This window comes from Marinobacterium halophilum (assembly GCF_003014615.1).
Taxonomy (GTDB): Bacteria; Pseudomonadota; Gammaproteobacteria; order Pseudomonadales; family Balneatricaceae; genus Marinobacterium; species Marinobacterium halophilum.
In genome coordinates this window covers 49,522-73,852 of record NZ_PYGI01000006.1, presented here as the reverse complement: position 1 = coordinate 73,852, position 24,331 = coordinate 49,522, and the positions used below count along the sequence as shown (strand labels likewise).

Here is a 24,331-nt window from a genome sequence, read left to right as displayed (position 1 = left end):
AGGGTTACGGATCCATATTTTTTGCAAGTATTATGTTTAAACACAGGACGGTCAAGCCATGCCACCCTCTGCTATCTTGTTAACCACTGTGCAGCGCCAACGCAATTTCTAGCGCAGTCAGGGCACTGCCACGTCCGAGATCATCACTCAACGCATGCAAACCAAAACCGCCTTCACCCGTTGTATCGGGACGAATCCGGTTAACGATAACCACATCCTGCCCGATAACATCATTCACCAGGCTGGCTGGCTGTTTAGCCGCCACATCAAAACGCACACCCTGTGCACGATCCATAAGAAGCTGCACTTCATCCAGATTCAATGGCTGGCGCGTTTCTGCCTGCGCAATCACCATATCACCGTAGAACACTGGTACTCTGACCGCGCTGACATCCACTTCCAGTGCATCATCGCCCAGCAGGATCGGCAGCTGAGCCATCACCTGCTCTTCAAGCGTGGTAAAACCGGAGGCTTGTACCGGTCCAACGTCAGGAATCAGATTGAATGCAATCTGACGTTCAAAAAAGTCGGCATCCACATCACGCCCGTTCAGCAATCGTGCGGTTTCCGCCGCCAATGCTTCCACGCCCTTACGATCAGCTTCGGATGCTGCACACAGAACCGTCAGGTTCAGCTTAAGTATTTGATAAGCCTGATGCAACGGAGCCAATGCCAGGACAGCGGCTATAGTAGCCGATCCAGGCACACCGATAATACGACCTGCGTCAATCGAAGCGAGAGCTTCGCCATTGATTGCAGGCACAACCAGCAGAGGCTGCTCAACATAGCGTTGCGGATAGAGGTCAATAACAGCACCTGACTGCATCTGTTCAAGTATTTGAACCTGCGCACTCGGCACATCTGCGTCACATACGAACACCAGCGACAGACTGTCACCGGTAAATGTTTCGATCGCTTTCGTACGGCACGCATGACCTTTGAACATCAAACTGCGCCCGGCACTATCAGCCTCTTCATACAGTGACATTGTGTCTATCTCGAGCGACGATTCGTCCAGCAACTCAAGAAGTTTTTCCCCTTTCAGGGTGCCGGGTCCAATTAAAGCAACGTTCAATGACATGTTTTTCAGAGTCTCACAAAGCAAAACAGCCCGGACATACGCCGGGCTGAGGTGATATTACATCGATAAAGTATGAATCAACGCTCAAGCAGGATACGCAACATGCGGCGCAATGGCTCGGCGGCCCCCCACAGAAGCTGGTCACCAACACTAAACGCATTCAGATAGTCTGGCCCCATTTTCATCTTGCGCAGACGACCAACGGGCACATTCAGTGTCCCTGTCACTTTGGTCGGCGACAAGTTGGCAATCGTAGCCTCACGCTCATTCGGTACCACGCTGGCCCAATCATTGGCTTCTGCAATCATCTGCTCGATTTCGTCCAATGGCAGATTCTGTTTCAGCTTGATGGTAAAGGCCTGACTATGGCATCGCATCGCACCAATACGCACACAGGTTCCATCAATCGCGATCGGGCTGTCGGACAGACCAAGGATCTTGTTGGTTTCAACAAAACCCTTCCACTCTTCCTTGCTCTGACCATCAGCAACGGCTTTGTCGATCCAGGGAATCAGGGAACCCGCCAATGGCACACCGAAATTCTCGGTCGCAAAGGCTTCGCCACGCATGGTATCCACGACCTGACGATCAATATCCAGAATTGCAGAGGCCGGGTCGGCCAACAGTGCTTCTGAACCAGCATGGATCTGGCCCATCTGGGTAATCAGCTCACGCATGTTCTTGGCACCGGCACCAGACGCCGCCTGATAGGTCATGGAAGAAACCCATTCAACCTGACCTGCCTTGAACAAGCCACCGAGGCCCATCAACATCAGGGACACCGTGCAGTTGCCGCCAACAAAATTCTTGATACCGGCATCAATACCCTGCTCGATTACACCCATGTTGACCGGATCCAACACGATCAGGCTGTCATCAGCCATACGCAATGTGGACGCCGCATCGATCCAATAGCCGTTCCAACCGGACTCGCGCAGTTTCTGGAACACTTCGGTGGTGTAGTCACCGCCCTGGCAAGAAACAATGGCGTCCATCTGCTTCAGCTCGTTGATATCACGCGCATCTTTCAATGCCGGAATATCCTTGCCGATATCAGGACCTGCCGCTCCAGCCTGAGACGTGGTGAAGAAAACCGGCTCTGCAATGTGATTGAAATCCTGCTCTTCCAGCATGCGCTGCATCAGAACGGAACCGACCATACCACGCCAGCCTACAAAACCTACACGCTTCATTCGTGCCCCCTATAGTGTTTACTGTAAAACGAGACTCTGAATCCAACCGAGCGGAAGCCTGACAGCGACAGCCTTCCACCCATAACAACAATCAGGCGTTAAGTGCTGCGACAACCGCATCACCCATTTCCGCTGTGCTGACCTGGCGCATACCTTCAGACATGATGTCTCCAGTACGCAAGCCCTGATCCAGCACCGTGCTCACAGCGGCTTCTATCAAATCAGCCGCTTCGCCTGCCTTCAGAGAATATCGCAACATCATAGCGACTGAGAGGATCGTTGCCAACGGATTCGCTTTGCCCTGACCAGCGATATCCGGCGCAGAACCATGACAAGGCTCATACATGCCCTTGCCGTTTTCATCCAAAGATGCAGACGGCAGCATACCAATGGAACCGGTCAACATGGCGGCAGCATCAGACAAAATGTCACCAAACATGTTACCGGTAACAACTACGTCAAACTGCTTGGGCGCACGCACCAGCTGCATCGCGGCATTGTCCACGTACATGTGGCTCAGCTCAACATCCGGGTATTCTTTACCCAGCTCTTCCATGATTTCGCGCCAGAGCACGGTCACTTCCAGCACGTTGGCCTTGTCGACAGAACACAAACGCTTATCACGCGCCCGCGCTGCCTCAAATGCCACACGACCAATACGACGAATCTCGTTCTCGTCATAGACGTAAGTATTGAAACCTTCGCGAATGCCGCCTTCTTTCTCACGGATGCCGCGCGGCTGGCCAAAGTAGATGCCGCCGGTCAGCTCACGCACAATCAGGATATCCAGACCGGATACCACTTCCGGCTTCAGCGTGGACGCATGCGCCAGCTGCGGATACAGAATGGCCGGACGCAGATTACCGAACAGCTGCAAGTGAGAACGGATACCCAACAGGCCTTTCTCGGGACGAATCTGGAAATCGGGATTGGTATCCCACTGCGGGCCGCCCACGGCACCCAACAGGATAGCATCAGCTGCCCTGGCCGCTTCCAGAGTGGCATCCGGCAGCGGTACGCCAGTAGCATCGATCGCAGCACCACCAACCAGCGCCTCATTGATTTCCAGATCCAATGCGAAACGGTCATTGATCAAATCCAGCACCTTGCGCGCCTCGGTCACGATTTCAGGACCGATACCATCGCCCGGCAAAACCAGTACATTCTTGCTCATGTTGTTCTGTTTCCTTGAATTCAAAAGGGGTTACTTGATCGCATCAAACAGCCAAGGCGCTTTCTGACGGCGGCGTGCTTCATACGCCTTGATCTCATCAGCATGCTGCAGAGTAAGACCAATATCGTCCAGCCCGTTGAGCAGGCAGTGTTTGCGGAAGTTATCCACTTCGAACGCAAACGTCTCACCCGACGGAGCTACAACCACCTGACGCTCCAGATCAACCGTCAACTGATACCCTTCAGTCGCCTCTACTTCCTTGAACAACTGATCAACCTGCACGTCCGACAACACGATCGGCAGCAAGCCATTTTTAAAGCAGTTATTGTAGAAAATGTCGGCAAAGCTCGGCGCGATCACCACACGAATACCGAAGTCATCCAACGCCCAAGGGGCATGCTCACGACTGGAACCGCAGCCAAAGTTTTCCCGTGCAAGCAACACACTGGTACCGTCGTAACGCGGCTGATTCAGTACGAAATCCGGGTTCAGCGGACGGCCTGCACAGTCCTGATCCGGCTGACCTTCATCGAGATAACGCAGCTCATCAAACAGGTTGGGACCGAAGCCGGCACGCTTGATTGACTTCAGGAACTGCTTCGGAATGATCATGTCGGTGTCGACATTGGCACGATCCAGCGGTGCAGCAATACCGGTATGTTGGGTAAATTGTTTCATATTGTTCTCCCGTTTTACTGCATCAGCTCACGTACATCGATGAAATGACCTGTCACTGCAGCGGCAGCGGCCATCGCCGGACTTACCAGGTGGGTACGCCCACCAAAGCCCTGACGACCTTCAAAGTTACGGTTGGAGGTAGACGCGCAATGCTCGCCCTGGCCAAGTTTATCCGGGTTCATCGCCAGACACATGGAGCAACCCGGCTCGCGCCACTCCAGACCCGCTTCGATAAAGATCTTGTCCAGACCCTCAGCCTCAGCCTGCGCCTTGACCAGACCAGACCCAGGCACTACCAATGCCTGCTTGATGGTGGCAGCGACCTTACGCCCCTTCACCACTTCAGCAGCCGCACGCAAATCTTCGATCCGGGAGTTGGTACATGAGCCGATGAACACACGATCCAGCTGGATATCGGTGATTTTCTGCTCCGCTTCCAAACCCATGTACTGCAACGCACGACGAATGCCGTCAGCCTTGCCCGCATCCGCTTCATTCGCCGGATTCGGGACCCGCGCACTCACGGACGCCACCATTTCCGGAGACGTGCCCCAAGTGACCTGAGGCTGAATATCTTCAGCCTTGATTTCAACGACCGCATCAAACGTCGCATCGTCATCAGAGACCAGTGTTTTCCATGCAGCCGCAGCTGCATCCCACTGATCCGCCTGCGGCGAGAACGGACGACCATGAAAATACTCAATGGTTGTATCGTCCACCGCCACCAGACCGACACGCGCACCCGCTTCAATCGCCATGTTACAGATGGTCATACGACCTTCCATGGAGATGGAACGAATGGCACTGCCGCCAAATTCGATGGCATAACCGGTACCACCGGCCGTGCCGATAACACCGATGATGTGCAGTACTACATCCTTGGCGGTTACACCTGCGCCCAGCTCGCCATCGACACGCACCAGCATGTTCTTCATTTTCTTGGCGATCAGACACTGTGTCGCCAGCACGTGTTCAACTTCAGAAGTGCCGATACCGTGTGCCAGCGCACCAAACGCACCATGGGTAGACGTATGAGAGTCACCGCAAACAACCGTCGTGCCCGGCAAGGTCATGCCCTGCTCCGGCCCTACAACATGAACGATACCCTGGCGGTGATCGTTCATTTTGAACTCGACAATGCCGAACTCGTCACAGTTGGCATCCAGTGTTTTCACCTGGATACGGGAAACAGGGTCCACAATTTCATCAACACCGGCTGAACGCTCGGTGGTTGGCACATTGTGATCCGGTGTAGCCAGGTTGGCATCGATCCGCCACGGCTTACGACCTGCCAGACGCAACCCTTCAAATGCCTGTGGCGACGTCACTTCGTGCAGAATCTGACGATCGATATAGATCAAGGCACTGCCATCTTCATTCTGGCGCACCAAATGGGCGTCCCAGAGCTTGTCGTATAATGTTTTTGCGGCCATGTTTCTTTCCTCTCTCATTATCCGCTCATGGCGATATGCAGCCATCCTAATGCACCCTATTAAAACAAACAAATTCATAATTTTTATGTTTTGAATTCCAATAAGGAATAGATAGACTAGTACATCAAGCACACCTAGCAGAGAACAGCCATGGATACTGCCGGCCTACACGCATTTGTTACCGTTGCCGATACCGGCTCGTTTTCACAGGCAGCGCAATTGCTGTTCCTGACCCAATCAGCCGTCAGCAAACGGATCGCATTGTTGGAAAGCCAGCTCGACTGCCGCCTGTTTGACCGCGTCGGTCGCCAGGTATTGCTGACCGAAGCGGGTCAGGCATTACTGCCCAAGGCACGGGACATTCTTGCCTCCATGGAAGATGCCGAGCGCATGCTGGGCAACCTTTCAGGCCATATTGGCGGACGCCTCGCGCTGGCAACAAGCCATCACATCAGCCTGCACCGCCTGCCCCCCTTACTGAAACGCTTTGTAGACCACTATCCCGAAGTGGAACTGGACCTTCGGTTTGCAGCCTCCGAGGTCGCCTATGAAGGCGTTTTACGCGGCGATCTGGAGCTGGCACTGATCACTCTGGCACCCGAGCACGATGATCGCATCTGCGCCTGCACAATCTGGACTGACCGACTGCAATACGTCGTCGGCCGCAATCACCCATTGGCACAGTCACCTCAGCTCGACCTGAGCGCACTGACACGCTATCCCGCGCTTTTACCCGGAGCCGACACGTTCACTCATCAGCGCGTACGCCAACAACTGGCAGGCCAGGGCCTCGAACTTAATTTGGGCATGAGCACCGATTATTTGGACACTATCCGCATGATGGTCCGCATCGGCCTGGGGTGGAGCCTGCTCCCGGAAACCATGATTGATGACCAACTGGTTCGTCTCGACACCGGAACAGAGCCGATCTACCGCCCCCTCGGCTATATCCATCATCGCAACCGAACCCTCAGCAACGCAGCCTGCGAACTGGTCCGCCTGCTTGAGACAGACGTTTAACAACCGCACGCCATGGTTTAAGATCAAGACCCCCAGCCCACGGAGACGTGAAGTGAACGAGCAATTCCTGAACATGATGCGCCAGTGGCTTGACCAACTGGAGCAAGGGCAGGATCACAACGCCCCCGAAGAGGCGCAGTCGTCGTTCGATACACAGACGTCCTCGGCACATTCGGACAACCCGTCGCATGCTGATTTACTGTACCGCCTGACTCGGCAAAGTACCCAGTTCTGTCGGTTCGCGGATGAACTGCTGTCGCTGCACGACGATACCGGCAGCGTCGATAGTACTCAGCTGCTCAACACCTTCCGGAGGCATCTGGACCGGCTCAATCAAGACTGGGTCATGCATAGCTGGACACTACCGGAACAGCTGGGCATTTTGCTCACTCTGATGACTCGTGAAACACCTCAGCCCGCCAGCGATCTGTTAACCAAACTGCTGCAACAGCTACTGAATACTCTGGAACCGCACACACAGCCTTCACGACTTGCACAGCTGCGACGGACACTGCACCAGCTGGAGCATTTTGAACAGGCACGCGAGTGCTATCTGCAGCAGCTGACCGCCATTAATCAGACAGCACTTGAGCATCTGAACCAACACTTGGTTAAGCATCCCATCGACAATCTGGACGCTCTCCACCAGCAATGGGTCGATTGCTATGAGCAGGCGTATCAGCAGCAGCTCGAACAGCCAGAATACCTGCAAGCGTTTGGCAATCTTGGCAACGCTGCCATGGCGCTGAGGCATGGCTGGCAACAACAACTCGAACAGCTTTACAGCGCATGCGGCTGGGTCACTCAGACCCAGTATGACGCACTGAGCCAGCAACACCATGAACTGCGCCGCCGAGTGCGCGTACTCGAACGCCAGATGCAGCAGCAGGCCACAGCCGATACGCCGCCGACCAGGGATATGCATGACACGGATTAAACTTGACCCGGCCGGAATCCAGCATCAACTGCAGGCTCACCGGCAAACGCTCAAACAGGGCCTGAATACTGCCGCCAAACTGGACATCCACCACCTGCCAACACCCCATCGCGTTCTAATGCATAGTGGCAGCGTACGTCTGATCCAGTTCCTGCCGACCACGCCACAGCAAATCCGCACCCCGGTACTGATTTGCTACGCACTGGTCAATCGCCCCTGGATTCTGGATCTGAGCTCACAACGCTCGATGATCCGCAACCTGCTGGATGCAGGCGTTCCGGTATATCTGGTCGACTGGGGTTACCCCGCACGCTGTGACCGTTATCTGACGCTGGAAGATTATCTTGTCGACCTGCTCGATCGTTGCGTTGATCATGTTCGACAGGATAGCCATAGCGAACAGATCAACCTCATGGGCGTCTGCCAGGGCGGCGTACTCAGCCTATGCTACAGCGCCCTGTTTCCACGCAAGATCCGCAATCTCATCACGCTGGTCACGCCTGTCGATACCTCTTCTCCTCGCTTTCAGCTTAACCGCTTGAGCCAATACATTGATGCTGGCTTGACCACTGCAACCTATGGCAACCTGCCTGGCGCATTACTCAATGAACTGTTCACGGCATTACAGCCAGGACGACTGGGATTACAAAAACGCCTTGCAGCAGCACAACAGCTTGATTCAGAGCATGCCGAACACTACCTGCTGATGGAGCAATGGCTACAGGATTGCCCTGATCTGGCCGGTGCCGCACTGCAAGAGTTCATTCAACTGTTCTTCCGCGATAATGCACTGATGTCGGCGCAGGGGTTTCAATTGGCAGGACAAACGCTCAACCTGGGCAGGGTACAGATGCCGGTACTGAATATTTTCGGCAGCAAGGATCAACTGGTACCACCGGAATCCTCAATCGCACTGGGCGCACGGATCGGCAGTAATGATTATACGGAAGCGCCCGTGGAAAGCGGTCATATTGGTGTTCTGAATGGTCGCACGGCATTGCGGACGCTCCCAAGCCTGATCCAGCTGTGGCTAAAGGAGCGTGATCCAGCGTAGTTTTACTGTCCCGAAGGCTTGGGCTTATCCGCCTTCCCGGCAGCGGCATCGACAGCAGGCTCCTCGGCGTTTTGTGCATTATCCGCTGCATTACCTTCCGTACGTGGCGCAAACATATTCCATACCGCCATATTCTGGTCGGCAATATGCCCCATCATGGTCAGCGGATTGGCCACCCCCATCATGGTTTGCATCTGCTCACGAATGCGATCCTGATGTTCCAGAAACGCTGCAATGCTCTGCTCAAGGTACTGACTCATCATCCCCTGCATGCTGTCGCCGTAGAAACGGATCAACTGCTGCAGAACCTGGTTGGTCAACAGCGTGCCATGCCCATCCGCCTCCTGCTCGCTGATGATCTGCAGCAAAATGTTGCGCGTCAGATCATTACCGGTCTTGGAATCCTGCACCTGAAAGTTCTCGCCACTAAGGACCAGCTGTTTCACATCTTCAAGCGTGACATAACAACTGCGCGAGGTGTCGTACAGGCGTCGGTTGGTATATTTGCGCAGAATCCGCACGGCCGATTCTCCTGCTCCACTTTGACTCATCCGTTTATTCCTTCAGTCGGCGTCGCGTTTATCGTTTCCATACTGACTCATCATGCCGAAAAGCAGCTTCTGGAAGGATTCCATCGAGCCGATACCACTATTGAGGTAGGGCTTCAGTAACGTCAGCGGGTCGTATCCTTCCACCCCGGCTTCCATCTGTTCCCTCACCTTATCGATCATTTCCTGCTGCAGCGCAGCAACATCCGGCAAACCCAGCACCCGACGCATTTCGTCAGGTGTCATTTCGATATCAATTCTGAAGTTCATGGCGTTGTCACCTACTCGGCAGCGTTCATTTCATACTATAGCAATGACAACCCAAAACAACATCAACAGCGATGTTGCTGCACATTACCCGGAAATATCCAGATCAATGCCAGCAACATTGCTAACACGGACACGGCGGCCGCAACCCCAAAACTCAACACGCCCCAGCTGCCCCACAGCTGTCCGGTCACAACCGCCCCCAGTGCACCACCCGCCCCAAAACCGACACTGGAGAACAGCGCTTGCCCCCGTCCCTGTGTCGATGGAGAGAAATAATGCTGCACCAGCGCAATCCCAACCGCATGAAAGCTACCGAAGGTTGCCGCATGCAGGCACTGGGCAAACAGCATCACCCAGAACTGTTCCGGCAGCCATGCCGTCAGACTCCAGCGCAGCACACACATCAGAACGCTGAACAGCAACAGCGCACGTAAACTGAAGTGCGCCAGCAACCTGGGCATCAACGCGAACATGACTACCTCAGCCGCCACACCCAACGCCCACAACAAGCCGATGGCACCGCGCTGATAGCCAAGTTCCTGCATCAAGACACTGTAGAATGTGTAATAAGGCCCGTGGCTGAACTGCACCAGAAAACAGACCAGAAAAAACACGAGGACCTGAGGCTTCCGCAGTATTGGCATGATTGTGCCCGACTGACCACTTGCATGACTGTGCCGATCAGCCTCCCGCTCGATCAACAGTGTGTTCAGCCATATCAGCAGCATCAACCCCAACACGACAAACGGCAATACCTCGATACTGGTCCAATCCAACAACCAGCCGATCAAAACCACCGCCAAAATGAAGCCAACAGAACCCCACAAACGAATACGGCTGTACTGCGCGCTATTCTCACCCAGATAGCCCAGCGTGATAACCTCAAACTGCGGCAATACAGCATTCCAGAAGAAGCTGAACAGTGCCATCACCAGAGCAATCCCGATCGCATCGGTTTGCCAGAAAATGGCAAGAAAACACACCCAACTGGCCAGCGCCCCCATGCGCACGATCATAACCCTCTGGCCGGTCTTGTCGGCCAGCCACCCCCATAGATTAGGAGCTAATACACGGGACACATGCAGTATTCCCATCAGCCAGCCGATGGTAGCCGCATCAAACGACAACGATTGCAGGTAGAGCGTCCAGTACGGCAGCAGCGCCCCCAACAGGGCGAAGTAGAACAGATAAAAACCGGAGAGTCTGGTATAGGGCATTGGCAGGCTTATACATGAAAAAGCCGGCTCGGGGCCGGCTTGAGCATCAGAGTGGCAACGGGTGTTTACAGCGCATCCAGTGCCTTAACCACATACTGCGGCAGCGCAAAGCTGGCAACATGCAACGCAGGATTGTAGTAACGTGTATCGATACCACTACGCTCGAAACGTTCGCTGATTGTCGCCACGTCCAGCTGACGCAACTCGACATTATCGCTCGCCCACGCCAACGTCATCACACCGCCAACATAAGTGGGTACAGCGGCCGCATAAAAGCTCTGGTCGGCAAAATACGGCCCCAGACGGCGACGTGTCGTCAGAATTTCGTCCGGCTGCATGAACACCACACCGTTCTGTGCAACGAACACACCACCTTCATTCAGACAACGCTTGCAGCCTTCATAGAAACGACTGGAGAACAGCACCTCGCCCGGACCGACCGGGTCGGTGCAGTCAGAGATGATGACATCAAACGTTTCAGTACATTCACTGACAAATTCGACGCCATCCGCAATCACGATATTCGCACGCGGGTCGTCAAAGGCTCCCGCCGAATGGTTGGGCAGGTACTGTTTGCACATGTCGATCACAGCCTGGTCGATTTCGACCTGAGTCACATGCTCAACACTTTCATGACGCAGCACTTCACGCAGAATGCCGCCATCACCGCCACCAATGATCAACACACGCTTGGCTTTGCCATGCGCCAGAATCGGCACATGTGTCATCATTTCGTGATAGATAAACTCATCACGTTCGGTGGTCTGAATGATGCCATCCAGTGCCATCACAGTCCCGAACTCACGGTTCCGGAAAATGATCAGCTCCTGGTGATCAGTGCGATGCTCGAACAGCACCTCATCCAGGGTGAACGTCTGGCCGTAGCCAGAATACAGTTTTTCAAGATAGGTAGTCGTCGTCATCAATGCTCACCTTACCGCGCAGGATCTCTTCAACATTTACTTCAGTCGGCGCAAATGCCGCTTCCAGTACAGGAACGGCCTTGGCAGGCTCCGAGTCACCGCACATGAAAACGTCAAACGCCGCAAAATTACGCTCCGGCCAGGTGTGCACACTGATGTGTGATTCCGCCAGCACCGCAACTCCGGAAATTCCGCCATTCGGAGTGAAATGGTGCAAGTGGATATGCAGCAGTGTTGCTTTGGCCGCTTCGATCGAATCGCGCAATGCTTTTTCCATCACTTCCAGATCATCCAGACGTGATGCACCACGCAGGTCGATGATCAGATGGGTGCCAGCATAACGATGACCGTCACGCTCGATGAAAAAGTCCAAACGCTCTTCATCGTCGCCCTGAGTATAGGCGGGCCACTCAGCAACACTGCCTGTAGCCTCTTGGTCGTTCACGTCAGACGCAAGGTCTATCGTTTCTTGCATGGGGATGACTCCAAACAAGTCTGTGTTAACACAGAGTTCAAAAAACAAAAACCCAACCTTTCAGGCTGTGCCCGGATTCCATGGAAGCGTCACTGCTACTGGCCAAATGCGTCATCAGGCACGCCCAGATCGCTTCATAAACCCTGCACGGCCCAAAAGGTTGGGACGTATCAAATTCTGCCGCATTTAAACCGCGTTATGCGCAGAATTCAAGCAAAAAACACCCAAGCGTCAGAAAAAATTCATCGTACTCAAGCAATATCAATCGGTTAACTTTCAGAGCTGACGCAGAACCGGCAGCCCCGAATCCACATCAGCATTTTGTCCTCGGTGGCGCAACAGGTGATCCAGCAACACAATTGCCATCATGGCCTCTGCAATCGGTGTTGCACGGATGCCAACACAAGGATCATGACGCCCTTTGGTCACCACCTCTATCGCTTCGCCCGCCGCATTAATACTGCGGCCCGGAAGATGCAAACTGGAGGTCGGCTTCAACGCAATATGCGCTTCGATCACCTGGCCGGTAGAGATGCCACCCAAAATGCCGCCAGCATGGTTGGACAAAAAGCCTTCCGGCGTCATTTCGTCACGGTGTTCGGTACCCTTCTGATTCACTACCGCAAAACCATCTCCGATCTCGACACCCTTGACCGCATTAATGCTCATCAACGCATGTGCCAAATCGGCATCAAGACGATCAAATACCGGCTCGCCCAGCCCCACCGGCACGCCGCTAGCCTGCACCGAAATCCGTGCACCAATGGAGTCACCTTCCTTACGCAGTGCATCCATGTAGTCGGCCATTGCATCAGCCGCCTCGGCATCCGGGGAAAAGAACGGGTTCTGTCCCACCTGAGCCCAGTCAAAGCGCGTAGCGTCGATGCAGATTGGCCCCAGCTGAGACAGGTAGCCGCGCACTGCGATACCTTTCTCGGCCAGCACTTTTTTTGCAATTGCACCGGCCGCAACTCGCATGGCCGTTTCACGCGCGGATGAACGGCCACCGCCACGGTAATCACGAAAACCATATTTATGCGAATAGACATAATCCGCGTGTGCCGGACGGAATGTCTCTGCAATGTTGGTGTAATCCTTGGAGCGCTGATCCGTGTTCTCGATCAGCAATCCGATCGAGGTCCCCGTGGTCTTGCCTTCAAACACACCGGAGAGAATCCGAACCTGATCCGGCTCACGGCGCTGTGTAGTATGACGTGATGTTCCCGGCTTGCGGCGATCAAGATCGGCTTGCAGATCAGCCTCACTCAACTCGATGCCGGGAGGACAGCCATCCACGATACAACCCAGCGCAGGGCCATGGCTCTCGCCGAAAGTGGTGACTGTAAACAGTTTTCCAAAGCTGTTTCCGGACATAGTTCCCTACTCTATAGATGTCGGGTGCAAGCCTGAATGGCTGCACCGGAATTCATAACAGGTGGCGGTGAGCCTGCAACTCGGCGGCGGTAATAACGAATACACCATTGCCGCCATTTTCCAGTTCGATCCAGGTCAGCGGCAGTTCCGGCAAGCTATTCATCAGATGCACTTCGCTATTACCTACTTCCACCACCAGCAAGCCGTCTTCGGTCAGGTAATCAGCACCTTCGCGCAAAATGCGGCGCGTAATATCCAACCCATCCGGGCCAGAGCCAAGCGCCAATGCCGGCTCATGCGCATATTCGGCTGGCATGCCAGCGAGATCATCGGCATCGACATAGGGTGGATTGCTGACAATCAAATCATAGCGCTCACCCGCCACCGCCGCGAACAGATCGCCCTGACAGGTGCGCACACGGTCACTCAATTCATGACGTACAATGTTCTGCTGCGCAACGACTAGCGCATCCGCTGATAGATCTGCCAGATCCACTTCAGCTTCCTGAAACGCAAATGCACAGGCGATACCGATACAACCACTGCCCGTACATAGATCCAGAATACGATTGACCGGACCCGGACGCAGCCAGGGCGCAAACCCCTGCTCGATCAATTCGGCAATCGGCGAGCGCGGAATCAGCACCCGCTCATCCACATGAAAGGGCAGCCCCATGAACCAGGCTTCACCGGTAATATAGGGTAGCGGCTTGCGCTCTTCGGCGCGCTGACGTACAAAGTCCAACACTTTAAGCCGTTCAGCTGGCGTCAGTCGCGCATCCAGCACCGCGGGATCCGTATCCCAGGGCAGATCTGCCGCATTGAGTACCAGCTGACTGGCTTCATCCCAGGCTGATACATGGCCATGACCGAAATAGACCTGATGACGATAGAATTCGCTCAAGGTCCAGCGAATGTAATCGCGGAGGGTAAAAAGATGCTCTGTAATCGCGGCTTGATCCGAGTTCATATATCGCCTGATAATACGTTTCGCTACATAAGGGCGATTATGTTAATGAAAACCCCCGATGAACGCCATGTCTTATCCAACTGATACAGAAGCCGATCTCGATTTCGGCACCGCAATGAAGGGCGTAACGCCCCTCACCCATGACCGCCATACCGAGCCTCAGACACTGAAGTCCAAGCTGCGGCGCCCCCGTGACCGCGCAACGGATTATCGGCGCCAAGCTGCTACTCAGGAAATTGAGCAGGTGATTGATGGTCTGTCATCCGAAGCCCGCGAAATTCTCGGCTCCAACGATGAATTGCTGTTTGCCGCACCCGGTGTACAACTGCGCATGCTCAAGCGACTGCGTCAGGGCCACGTACCCTGGGAGGCAGGCCTGGATCTGCATGGCTTCAGCGTTGAACAGGCTCGAGATGAGCTCAGCAGCTTCATTCGTGATGCCGGCCGACAGCAGATGAGAGCCGTACTCGTGGTCCACGGCAAGGCGTTCACCCAACCGGGACAGCCCGCTTTACTCAAGTCATGTGTCAATGACTGGCTGCGGCAGCTCAATTCCGTACTCGCGTTCTGCTCGGCCCAACCGAAAGATGGCGGCACTGGTGCCGTCTATGTTCTATTGAAACGTGATAACCGCTAGCAGCACCCGCTACAGCGTCTATTCTTGAGGGGCAGCCCTGCCCTGGGCAACTGACTTCTGCCGACAGGAACAGACGCATGATTGATCTGCACCACTATCTCAACTACATGGCCAGCCGTGGCGCATCAGACCTGTTCATGAGCGCCAATGCCCCCATACAGATCAAGATTGAAGGGGCACTCAAACCGATCGACGACACTCCACTGACCGCCGATGATATCGACGCGCTCGCCCATGACCTGATGACCGATCACCAGGCTGCCCTGTTTCGTGACGAACTGGAAATGAATTTCGCCTATGAATTGACCGATATTGGTCGCTTCAGAATTAACGTATACCGCCAGCGTGGCGATGTTGCGATGGTGATCAGGATGATCCGCTACCACATCCCCGGCATGGATGAACTCAACCTGCCCAATGCCCTCAAGACCCTGGTCATGTTGCGCAGCGGACTGGTGTTACTGGTCGGTTCAACCGGATCCGGCAAATCGACAGCACTGGCATCAATGCTTGATTACCGCAACCAACGTTCGACTGGCCACATCCTGACCATTGAAGACCCTATCGAGTACCTGCATGGCAACAAGCAATCATTGGTCAACCAGCGCGAAGTCGGCGTCGACACCCTGTCATATGAAAATGCACTCAAGAATGCGTTGCGGGAAGCACCTGATGTCATCGTGATCGGCGAGATCCGCGACCGCACTACCCTTGAGCACGCCGTGCGCTACTCGGAAACCGGACATCTGTGCCTGTCGACCTTGCACGCCAACAACAGCGTGCAGGCAATCGAGCATATTGCCAACTTCTTTCAGGGCGACGAGCAACGTAAGGTCAGCACCGACCTGTCACTCAATTTGAAGGCTATTATTTCCCTGCGCCTGATCCGGGATGTGAACGGCCATTTTATTCCCGCAACCGAAGTACTGATCAATACTCCTTATATCGCCAAGCTGATCGCTCGCGGCGAATATGCCAGGATTCGTGAGGCCATTGAGCAGAGCAGCAGCGATGCACATACGTTCGACAGCCATTTATTGAAACTTTATCAGGCAGAACGCATTTCACTGGAAGAGGCACTGCGCAATGCAGACTCGCGCAATAACATCGCGCTACGCCTGAAATTATTGGGTGGTCGATAGTCGTGATCAGGGGCGGGCCTTTACCCGAGTGTCATATTCAAGTAATTTACGCCGCTTTACCCTAAGATGCGTCGAGTAACCGAGGATCCAAGATGGAAACAGCCTACGCCCAGATTATTGAACAGCTCGGAGAGGACCTGAACCGCGAAGGCCTCAAGGACACTCCAGCTCGGGCCGCCAAGGCGATGCGCTTTCTGACCCGAGGCTACAATCAGGACCTGGAAGAGGTCGTGAACGACGCCCTGTTCCCGTCAGACAACAGCGAAATGGTCGTGGTACAGAACATCGAGCTTTACTCGCTGTGCGAGCACCACCTGCTGCCGTTTATCGGCAAGGCCCATGTTGCCTACATTCCGCAGGGCAAGGTACTGGGACTGTCCAAACTGGCGCGCATTGTCGACATGTATGGCCGCCGCCTGCAGATTCAGGAGAATATGACCAAAGAAGTTGCTGAAGCCATTCAGCGCGTTACCGGTGCAGCCGGTGTCGGTGTCGTCATTGAGGCGCAGCACATGTGCATGATGATGCGCGGCGTGGAAAAGCAGAATGCATCGATGAAAACATCGATGATGCTGGGCTCCTTCCGCGAGAACCCGGCTACTCGTGCCGAGTTCTTGGCACTGCTGAAGTAAGCACGCCAGCAAGGAGGGCTGTCAGCCCTCCTTCAGCACCACAACGGCAACTTGCCGACGAGCACCCAATACACTGGGCACCAGCCCGCCTACACCCTTGGCCCGAATGTAACGGCCATCGGCACCTTCGTCGATGACCATACGCTGAAGCCGCTCTGCCGCCTCCTGCGACTGACGTAGGGTCAACTCCAGGTCTTGCCCCTGCCAATGCACTACCAGCCAAAGCTCATGCTCAGGGAATGCTCGGCTTAGATCCAACAATGCCTGCACGGTACGGTCTGGTGAATCAGGCCAATCCGGCAGTTCGACATAGCCTTGACGACTCAACCTGACACTGAGCTCCCGCGTTGTAAGAGAATCATTTTCCAACACGTCCAGATGCAAATAGACACGACCATTACCGCGTCGTACCGCGTACAGTGCGACATGCGCCCTCTGCATCGAAAAAGCCGCATAGAACTGGCTACTATCAACACCGTACAGACGTGACTGACCAAAAATGTCGTTTGCCCAGAGACTACTGGGACCACACTGCCGCCCGGCACATTCGAACAACACCTGACTACCCTTGTCCAGCAGCTGGGCACGCAGGTAATTAAAGCCGGCCTCAGGGGTATAACCGGACGGTAGCTGCCAGGTAAATTGCGTCAATTGCGCCTGCAAGCGCTGCTCGCGATCACTCCTGACCAACCCATTGATCTTGACAATCCCCCCAAGCATCAACCGGTAATCAGGCTCAGAGCGCTGCAGCTGACTGACGACCGTAGACAGAGGAAAAGGATCCAATCCCAACGGCGGCTCTACCGTTTCTGCACGCAGAGGCGTGGCCAAAAACAGTAGTGATACGATGCACAATAATACAAACTTCATGACTCACTCCCTCGACAGCGACACAGTTCTGAATAGAACGCATTGATCGCCGCAGCAATCTGACGAGCTGGCCCCACCTCCATATGCAAATGATGGTTGCCTGCAAATTGTTTACGCTGTAATTGGGAAATCAGCTCTGCCCGCTCATCCAACAATGGCGTCCCGATACCGTCGGTCCCCATGATCAGCAGAGAGGGTGCGCTGATGCGACGCAGAAAGGCACGAATCTGATCCTCCGACATGCGCAGCACCGAAGGCAGCGCCAATGCCGGATCACTGCGCCAGCGGAACCCTTTGGCAGTATGCACGATGGAACGCTCCACCAGCCAGCGTGCCGCCTGCTCGGTGACAGGGAAACGACCACTGACCCGTGCAGCAACGGCATCCTCCATCTCGGCATATAATCTGGGGCTGCGCGCCTTGCGCTGACGGCGCTTGATCGCCAATGCCATCTTTTCCGGTAATTCCTCAGGCGCGTCAGCTTGAGGCGCCAACCCCTCCAGCATCACCAGGCTCAACACTCGCTCCGGCATCGCACCTGCCAAAAGCACAGAAATACCTGCCCCCATCGAATGCCCCAACAGATGAAACTGCTCCCAACCCAGCTCATCGGCAATGGCCAACACATCGGATACGTTATCCCAAATGTAGTACGGCATTGCTTCTGGCCGATGTGCCGAGTACCCATGACCAACAAGATCAATGGCGACCAGCCTGATGCCATCAAGATGTGGCTCCAGCGCCCTGAAACTGGCTGCATTATCCAGCCATCCATGCAAGGCCAATACCCGCATGCCATCGCACGGTCCGATCGCACGGGCCGCCATAAGCTGACCGTTGACTTCAAAGCGTAGCTCATCTTCGACCATGGATTAGATCTCTTTCAGGAGGAGGGATCGGCATCAAGCCAACGGATCAAACGGCCCATGCCCGCTGCAGGCCAGTCGAGTTCGAGAAGCGCCCCACTGCAGGGCGCAATGGGCAACGATTGCTGACTACCGTCAGACAACCAATGAATCAAGCGCCCACAGAGGGGCTGATGCGTCACCACAACCAATGGCCGTTCTGATGCAAAAAACGGCTCCAGCGCAGCGGCTACGACGGCCATTCGACCTGTTGGTACCAATTGCTCGGAGGTATCAAGATCAGCGGGCAGGGTTAGTGCTCCCGCTGTGGTCCGAGCCCTCTCCCAAGGACTACTGAGGACACGATAGTCTCCCAATAGTGATTCCAACTGCCCTCGCATGACATGGCTCTGGGCCTGCCCGTGAGGCGTCAACTGCCGGAGTGGATCATCATCGGCACCTGCATATGCCTCGGCGTGGCGCAGAATAACCAAGCGCATCAGGAATCCTGACGCGGCAGGACAAATTCCACATCGGTACTCTGCACGTTAAGCATCATTCCACGCGCAACCTCTTTCACGGGCGCATGGTTGAACACCACTTCGTACAAACCGGCCACCAACGGCATGTAGATATCCAGGCTCTCCGCCTTTTCCTTGACCAGACGGAGCGTATTAACGCCTTCAGCCACTTCACCGAGCGCAGCAACTGCCTGATCCAGCGTTTTACCTTCACCGAGCGCATAACCGACACGGTAGTTGCGACTCAGCGGCGACATGCAAGTCACGATGAGATCACCTACCCCCGCCAACCCCAGGAAGGTAAACGGGTTAGCACCGAGACTCACGGCAAAGCGACTCATTTCCGCCAGGCTGCGCGTCATCAGCATGCTTTTCGTATTCTCGCCCATGCCGAGCGCAGCACTGAGACCAGCAGCGATAGCATATATATTCTTGAGCGTACCCCCCAGCTCAACACCATAGCTGTCGGTACTGGCATAAACACGGAAGTAGGATGTATGCAGCAGTTTCTGCACACATTCGCGCAGTTCGGCATCGGCACTGGCTATCACGGTAGCCGTAAGTTGTTTCTGTGCAACTTCCTTGGCCAGGTTAGGACCACTCAGAACGCCGACACGCGCTTGCGGGCATTCCTGCTCCACAACTTGGCTCATCAAACAAAAAGTACCGGCTTCAATACCTTTCGTAGTGCTGATCAGATACTGTTCCGGCGTTAACATGGGCGCGGCACGGCGCAGCACTTCGCGAAAGGCACCACTGGGAATGGCGATAAACACCGCTTCCACATCGACCAATGCCTGCGCCAGATCGGTGGTGGCGGTCAGCGTGGGTGCCAGCGTATATCCGGGCAGATAACGCTCATTGCACCGCGTCTGATTGATCGCATCAACGGCAGCTTGATTGCGCATCCAGAGCCGCACCTCAAGCCCTTTTTCAGCCATCAGATTGGCCAGTACAGTACCGAAGCTGCCGCCGCCCAGGACGGCCACAGGGGGCTGGGAATGCATATATTCTCCCTCAGAATGACCACAGGGGGCCGGACACGGGCGCATCAGGAAGGATCAATCTTATCCAGAAGACGCCCAATGCCTAAAAACAGACCTTTCACGATTACATACGACGCCAGCGCCAGAGCCAAAAACAGCAATAGCTGCATCATATCTCCGGTACGCTGGAATCCCGCAATCGCCACAGCTGCAAAAAAGGCACTGGCGATAATCGCCAGCACCGTGCTTATCCGCTGCAGATTATGCTTGTCACTCATTTATCGGCCCGCTTGTCCCCTTCAACCTTTTCAGCTTGTTCAGCTTGTTCAGCTTGTTCAGCTTGTTCAGCTTGTTCAGCTTGTTCAGCTTGTTCAGCTTGTTCAGCTTGTTCAGCTTGTTCAGCTTGTTCAGCTTGTTCAGCTTGTTCAGCTTGTTCAGCCGATGCTGTCGACTCTACCGCTTCTGCGACAACAGGTTCATCATCAACAGACGGCGTTTCAACTACTTTTTCTGCAGCAACAACCGGTGCATCATCGGACTGGGCAACCATCATCATCTCATCGACCTGACGCTCACTGTCGACTGACGGCGCTTCGGCAACCGTTTCTTCAACTGCAACAGCAGCGGACTGAACCGGTTCAATATCAACCTGCTCGGCAGCCTCTTCAACGCCTGCGGCATCCGCATCAGGCGTCTCGACTGTCGCGACTTCTTCAACAACCGGCTCAGCCGCAGCATCCGCCTCAACGGCTTCCGACTCAGCAACCGGCGCAGCGTCCAGCGGTTGCAACAATTCAGCACCCGGATGAATACACTCCAGCTTGACGCCGGTTTGACGCTCAATATCCGGGATCAGGAAAGAGTCATCTTCGCAGGCGAAACAGATCGAAGTGCCATTCTGCCCGGCACGACCGGTACGACCGATGCGATGCACGTAATCATCAGCATCTTCCGGCAGCTGGTAGTTGATGACATGAGTAACACCATCGATATGGATACCACGACCCGCAACATCCGTCGCCACCAGCACTTCAATCTTGCCGCTGCGGAAATCTTCCAGCGTACGCAAGCGCTTGTTCTGCGGAATCTCGCCAGACATCAGTGCCGCCTTGATTCCATCCTTGCACAGACGATCTGCCAAGGCGCGGGTTTCGTGACGACGATTGCCAAATACGATTGCACGCTCGATACCGTTGATCCGCAAATAATTGCGCAACAGCAGGTATTTTTCATGACTGGACACCAGGAACACCTTCTGTGCCACGTTGTCAGTCGTCTTGCGCTCGGACTCCATCTCGATGGTGATCGGCTCATGCGTCCACTGCTCGGCCAGGCGCATCACTTCATCAGTGAACGTTGCGCTGTACAGCAAGGTCTGGCGCTCGGCCCCCTTGCGCGGCGTCTGCCGAATGATGGTGCGCACGTCAGGGATGAAACCCATGCTGAGCATGCGGTCCGCTTCGTCCAGCACCAGCACTTCAACCTGGTACAGATCAACTTCCTTGGAACGAACAAAGTCGATCAGGCGACCTGGAGTCGCTACCAGAATATCAACCGGCTTGGCCGCCAACGCGCTGCGTTGCTGCTCGTAATCCATACCGCCAACCAGCGAAACAACCGACAGGTCAGTGTACTTGCCGAGCCCTTCGGCATCCGCTGCGATCTGCAGCGCCAGCTCACGAGTCGGAGCAATAATCAGTACACGAGGCTCTCCGTGTTTACGCTCGCCTTCCAGCGGGTAGTCCAGCAGATCGGTCATGATACCGATCAGGAACGCTGCGGTTTTTCCGGTACCTGTCTGTGCTTTACCGATCAGGTCACGACCCTGCAACGCATGCGGAATCGTCGCGGCCTGAATCGGCGTACAATATTCGAAACCAAGATCGGCAATAGCCCGCATCAGCAGGTCTGGCAGTCCGAAATCGTGAAAACGGCGTTTGCCCTCCACGACCGGCACTTTGAACATTACCGGTGACCAACCGCTCTGCTGAGCACCTGCATCACGCGGCTTGCGTGAACGACGACGGCGACGCGGACGGTTGCTGTTGGACTTCTGCTCTGAGCTGGCTGCAGCTGTGGTCTGTGTGTCTTCAGTACTCAAGATCGGATCCATTCAAATTAACGGTTGATTTCGCGCCGAAACGGAGGAAGAGAGTCTAACAGTTGTCGCCCATAGCGTCGCGTCACAACACGACGATCCAGCAAGACAACACGCCCCGTGTCCTGTTCCGTTCGCAGCAGACGCCCGACGGCCTGAGTCAGGCGCATTGATGCAGCCGGAACAGTCCAGTCGGTAAAGGCATTTCCACCACGCGCCTCAATCCATTCCGCCATAGTAGCATCGACCGGATCATCCGGGACACTGAACGGCAGTTTGGTAATAAATACATCGGTCAGGTAACGTCCGGGGAGGTCAACCCCCTCGGCAAACGATGCCAGTCCGAAAATAATACTGGGCTTGTCTCCATCAATACATGCCCGGTGACGCCGCAGTGTTTCCTGCTTGCTGTACTCGCCCTGCGCCAACACGTTATTTTTAATGGATTCATCCAGACCTTCAAGTACCGAGCGCATTTGCCGCCAGGAGCTGAACAACACCAGCCCGGCCTTCACCGCCGGCAACTGTTCATTCAGAATCTCAAGTACCTCCTGGGTATGCGCCTCGGGCTGGCTGGGGTCGGTCTTCATCGAGGGCACCTGCAACACGCCACAGCGGGCATAATCGAAGGGGCTATCCAGCCGTATTGCTGCCGTATCTGCAGGCAAGCCCAGGGAGGCAAACAGCTGATCAAAACGTCCCAGCGCCGTCAGCGTCGCCGAGGTGATAATCGCGGCATGACACGCCTGCCACAGATGTTCGGAAAGAGTATCAGCAGCGGACACCGGCGCACTGCGAAGCTCCAGATCATCACTGCCGGGGCTTTCGATTTTCGTAATCCAGCGAGCTGTCGGCGACTTGCCTTCAACATCCTCACGGGCATAGCTGTGCGCCAGCCACGCAATATGCTGCACCCGCCCCCACAGACTACCCAGCTGAGGGAACCAGCGTTCTGCTGCACCACGAGGCACATCAGCAACACCGCCTTCCAGAGCTTCCTTGAGCACATCAACGATCTGCTCCAGCTGCTGTTGGGCACGATCTGCTGCTGCTGCCAGTGCAGCACTGGGCTCAATAAGCGGTGCCGGCAGCTTGCCACCGGGGAAGCGGTAACGCTCTTTCGGATGCTCGCTCATCAACGGTCTCAGCAACAGCTCCAGCTGCTCCAGCGCCAGCGTCATGTCTTCCATTGGACGGTGCAAACGCTCAACCGGCGCCGTCAGTTGAGCCGCCGAACCGGTATCTGTCAGCATCTGCGACAATTGTTTTTGCGCCGAACGCAGCACACGTCGACTGCCATCAAGACGTGCACCAAAGGCAAAATGACCACTGGCCTTATCGGCCAGGTGATGACCCTCATCAAAAATATAGATGGTCTTTTCAGGCTCAGGCAGAATTGCACCACCCCCCAATGCCAGATCGGCCAGCACCAGGTCATGATTAGCGACGATCACATCCGCTTCTTCAAGGCGATCGCGGGAACGGTAAAAAGGACAGGCACTGAAGTTCAAGCAACGGCGGTTGCTGCACTGCATATGATCACTGGTCAGCGGCTGCCAGATGCGATCATCGATCTCTTCGCTCAGCGCATCACGATCGCCATCCCAGCGACCGGCAGCATACTCATCCATCAAGCCCTGATAACGCAATAACGTTTCGGCAGGCAGTTGCTCCTGTGCTTCATCTTCGTACAGCGCGATTTGGCCATACACACCCTGCTGTTCCAGAAGGTTTTCAACCTTATTGAGACATAGATAGCGCCCGCGTCCCTTCGCCAGACGATATTTCATCGGCAGGGCAGCATGCTCTTCAACTTCGGGCAGATCCTTGTTAACCAGCTGCTCCTGCAAGGCAACGGTTGCGGTCGACAGAACCAGTCGACACTCCTTTGCCCGCGCCAATGGAATGGCTGCCAGCAGGTATGCAATCGTTTTACCGGTGCCCGTACCCGCTTCAACCACGCCAACAACCGGTTTATCGTCGGCCTCGCCGACAGAGCTGCCCGCAGCAGCCAAAGTACGCGCCACGGCGGCCACCATCTGCTTCTGAGCCGGACGCGCCGTCAGGCCCCTGCTCTTGAGAAAGCGGCTATAGGCCCCTTGTATCTCCTGTTTTTGCGCGTCGCTCAGCACTCTATTTCCTCACTCAATCATTGGCGCAAATTTTAGCAAGATACTGGATGTATAGACAGATAATGCTTGACCCTAAAAGCTCCCTGTATAAAATCACAGTAAATCGATTGAGTAACGGCCG

The 24,331-nt window shown here is 55.0% G+C and carries 24 protein-coding genes and 1 pseudogene; 6 read left to right on the top strand and 19 right to left on the bottom strand.

Annotation, left to right across the window (positions count from 1 at the left end; all coding sequences use genetic code 11):
• Nucleotides 1–79: 79 nt before the first annotated feature.
• The 5 genes from CLV44_RS05535 to leuC all read right to left on the bottom strand — a co-directional run bounded on the left by CLV44_RS05535 (nucleotide 80) and on the right by leuC (nucleotide 5,559).
• Nucleotides 80–988, bottom strand: coding sequence for an Asd/ArgC dimerization domain-containing protein (locus CLV44_RS05535; RefSeq protein WP_170069272.1), 909 nt, complete (start codon nucleotides 986–988; stop codon nucleotides 80–82).
• A gap of 170 nt (nucleotides 989–1,158) precedes the next feature.
• Nucleotides 1,159–2,274 carry an aspartate-semialdehyde dehydrogenase gene (gene asd / locus CLV44_RS05530; protein WP_106591119.1) on the bottom strand — a complete coding sequence of 372 codons (1,116 nt, stop codon included), beginning with the start codon at nucleotides 2,272–2,274 and terminating at the stop codon, nucleotides 1,159–1,161.
• Nucleotides 2,275–2,365: 91 nt separating this feature from the next.
• The gene (gene leuB, locus CLV44_RS05525; RefSeq protein WP_106591118.1) at nucleotides 2,366–3,448 is read right to left on the bottom strand and encodes a 3-isopropylmalate dehydrogenase; all 1,083 of its coding nucleotides are present in this window, start codon (nucleotides 3,446–3,448) and stop codon (nucleotides 2,366–2,368) included.
• 30 nt (nucleotides 3,449–3,478) lie between these two features.
• Complete coding sequence (leuD, locus tag CLV44_RS05520; protein ID WP_106591117.1) at nucleotides 3,479–4,126, bottom strand: 3-isopropylmalate dehydratase small subunit; 648 nt, start codon at nucleotides 4,124–4,126, stop codon at nucleotides 3,479–3,481.
• 14 nt (nucleotides 4,127–4,140) lie between these two features.
• On the bottom strand, nucleotides 4,141–5,559 hold the full coding sequence (gene leuC, locus CLV44_RS05515) for a 3-isopropylmalate dehydratase large subunit (protein ID WP_106591116.1): 1,419 nt from the start codon (nucleotides 5,557–5,559) through the stop codon (nucleotides 4,141–4,143).
• Nucleotides 5,560–5,709: 150 nt separating this feature from the next.
• On the opposite strand from leuC, the gene CLV44_RS05510 reads away from it, so the two are divergent.
• The 3 genes from CLV44_RS05510 to CLV44_RS05500 are packed head-to-tail and all read left to right on the top strand — an operon-like array spanning nucleotide 5,710 to nucleotide 8,570.
• Nucleotides 5,710–6,579 carry a LysR family transcriptional regulator gene (locus CLV44_RS05510; protein ID WP_106591115.1) on the top strand — a complete coding sequence of 290 codons (870 nt, stop codon included), beginning with the start codon at nucleotides 5,710–5,712 and terminating at the stop codon, nucleotides 6,577–6,579.
• Nucleotides 6,563–7,516: a poly(R)-hydroxyalkanoic acid synthase subunit PhaE gene (locus CLV44_RS05505; protein ID WP_170069271.1), complete on the top strand. Its 954-nt coding sequence runs from the start codon at nucleotides 6,563–6,565 to the stop codon at nucleotides 7,514–7,516. The genes CLV44_RS05510 and CLV44_RS05505 overlap by 17 nt, the downstream gene beginning before the upstream one ends.
• Nucleotides 7,503–8,570, top strand: a complete 1,068-nt coding sequence (locus tag CLV44_RS05500) for an alpha/beta fold hydrolase (protein WP_170069270.1) — start codon at nucleotides 7,503–7,505, stop codon at nucleotides 8,568–8,570. The genes CLV44_RS05505 and CLV44_RS05500 overlap by 14 nt, the downstream gene beginning before the upstream one ends.
• A gap of 2 nt (nucleotides 8,571–8,572) precedes the next feature.
• Here CLV44_RS05500 and phaR read toward each other — a convergent pair whose 3' ends face one another.
• The 7 genes from phaR to prmB all read right to left on the bottom strand — a co-directional run bounded on the left by phaR (nucleotide 8,573) and on the right by prmB (nucleotide 14,347).
• On the bottom strand, nucleotides 8,573–9,121 hold the full coding sequence (phaR, locus tag CLV44_RS05495; RefSeq protein ID WP_245912613.1) for a polyhydroxyalkanoate synthesis repressor PhaR: 549 nt from the start codon (nucleotides 9,119–9,121) through the stop codon (nucleotides 8,573–8,575).
• A gap of 12 nt (nucleotides 9,122–9,133) precedes the next feature.
• The gene (locus tag CLV44_RS05490) at nucleotides 9,134–9,388 is read right to left on the bottom strand and encodes a DUF6489 family protein (protein WP_106591112.1); all 255 of its coding nucleotides are present in this window, start codon (nucleotides 9,386–9,388) and stop codon (nucleotides 9,134–9,136) included.
• A 62-nt stretch (nucleotides 9,389–9,450) separates the two neighbouring features.
• Nucleotides 9,451–10,605: an MFS transporter gene (locus CLV44_RS05485; protein WP_106591111.1), complete on the bottom strand. Its 1,155-nt coding sequence runs from the start codon at nucleotides 10,603–10,605 to the stop codon at nucleotides 9,451–9,453.
• A 65-nt stretch (nucleotides 10,606–10,670) separates the two neighbouring features.
• Nucleotides 10,671–11,528 (bottom strand): polyamine aminopropyltransferase, encoded by an 858-nt coding sequence (speE, locus tag CLV44_RS05480; RefSeq protein ID WP_106591110.1) that lies wholly within the window; start codon nucleotides 11,526–11,528, stop codon nucleotides 10,671–10,673.
• A complete protein-coding gene (gene speD, locus CLV44_RS05475) occupies nucleotides 11,506–12,003 on the bottom strand; it encodes an adenosylmethionine decarboxylase (RefSeq protein WP_106591109.1) in 498 nt (165 codons plus the stop codon). Before speD ends, speE begins: the two co-directional genes overlap by 23 nt.
• A 276-nt stretch (nucleotides 12,004–12,279) precedes the next feature.
• The gene (gene aroC, locus CLV44_RS05470; RefSeq protein WP_106591108.1) at nucleotides 12,280–13,377 is read right to left on the bottom strand and encodes a chorismate synthase; all 1,098 of its coding nucleotides are present in this window, start codon (nucleotides 13,375–13,377) and stop codon (nucleotides 12,280–12,282) included.
• Nucleotides 13,378–13,429: 52 nt separating this feature from the next.
• Complete coding sequence (gene prmB, locus CLV44_RS05465) at nucleotides 13,430–14,347, bottom strand: 50S ribosomal protein L3 N(5)-glutamine methyltransferase (protein ID WP_106591107.1); 918 nt, start codon at nucleotides 14,345–14,347, stop codon at nucleotides 13,430–13,432.
• Between the two features lie 67 nt (nucleotides 14,348–14,414).
• Here prmB and CLV44_RS05460 point away from each other — a divergent pair, with 67 nt between their 5' ends.
• From CLV44_RS05460 to folE, 3 genes are all read left to right on the top strand, one after another.
• Complete coding sequence (locus CLV44_RS05460; RefSeq protein WP_106591192.1) at nucleotides 14,415–14,984, top strand: Smr/MutS family protein; 570 nt, start codon at nucleotides 14,415–14,417, stop codon at nucleotides 14,982–14,984.
• Nucleotides 14,985–15,061: 77 nt separating this feature from the next.
• A complete protein-coding gene (locus CLV44_RS05455; protein WP_106591106.1) occupies nucleotides 15,062–16,126 on the top strand; it encodes a PilT/PilU family type 4a pilus ATPase in 1,065 nt (354 codons plus the stop codon).
• Nucleotides 16,127–16,218: 92 nt separating this feature from the next.
• Complete coding sequence (gene folE, locus CLV44_RS05450; protein ID WP_106591105.1) at nucleotides 16,219–16,758, top strand: GTP cyclohydrolase I FolE; 540 nt, start codon at nucleotides 16,219–16,221, stop codon at nucleotides 16,756–16,758.
• A 21-nt stretch (nucleotides 16,759–16,779) separates the two neighbouring features.
• Here the strand turns inward: folE and CLV44_RS05445 are convergent, their stop codons facing one another.
• The 7 genes and pseudogenes from CLV44_RS05445 to dinG all read right to left on the bottom strand — a co-directional run bounded on the left by CLV44_RS05445 (nucleotide 16,780) and on the right by dinG (nucleotide 24,210).
• On the bottom strand, nucleotides 16,780–17,628 hold the full coding sequence (locus CLV44_RS05445; RefSeq protein ID WP_106591104.1) for a DUF4892 domain-containing protein: 849 nt from the start codon (nucleotides 17,626–17,628) through the stop codon (nucleotides 16,780–16,782).
• A complete protein-coding gene (locus tag CLV44_RS05440) occupies nucleotides 17,625–18,497 on the bottom strand; it encodes an alpha/beta fold hydrolase (RefSeq protein ID WP_106591103.1) in 873 nt (290 codons plus the stop codon). The genes CLV44_RS05445 and CLV44_RS05440 overlap by 4 nt, the downstream gene beginning before the upstream one ends.
• Before the next feature lie 14 nt (nucleotides 18,498–18,511).
• Entirely contained in the window at nucleotides 18,512–18,973 is a 462-nt protein-coding gene (locus CLV44_RS05435) for a SixA phosphatase family protein (RefSeq protein WP_106591102.1), read from the bottom strand.
• Nucleotides 18,973–20,001, bottom strand: a complete 1,029-nt coding sequence (locus CLV44_RS05430; protein WP_106591101.1) for an NAD(P)H-dependent glycerol-3-phosphate dehydrogenase — start codon at nucleotides 19,999–20,001, stop codon at nucleotides 18,973–18,975. The genes CLV44_RS05435 and CLV44_RS05430 overlap by 1 nt, the downstream gene beginning before the upstream one ends.
• A gap of 44 nt (nucleotides 20,002–20,045) precedes the next feature.
• Entirely contained in the window at nucleotides 20,046–20,258 is a 213-nt protein-coding gene (locus tag CLV44_RS05425) for a hypothetical protein (protein WP_106591100.1), read from the bottom strand.
• Between the two features lie 524 nt (nucleotides 20,259–20,782).
• Nucleotides 20,783–22,093, bottom strand: a pseudogene (rhlB, locus tag CLV44_RS05420) (ATP-dependent RNA helicase RhlB); the annotation flags it as partial.
• Nucleotides 22,094–22,098: 5 nt separating this feature from the next.
• Nucleotides 22,099–24,210 carry an ATP-dependent DNA helicase DinG gene (dinG, locus tag CLV44_RS05415; protein WP_106591098.1) on the bottom strand — a complete coding sequence of 704 codons (2,112 nt, stop codon included), beginning with the start codon at nucleotides 24,208–24,210 and terminating at the stop codon, nucleotides 22,099–22,101.
• Nucleotides 24,211–24,331: the final 121 nt, after the last annotated feature.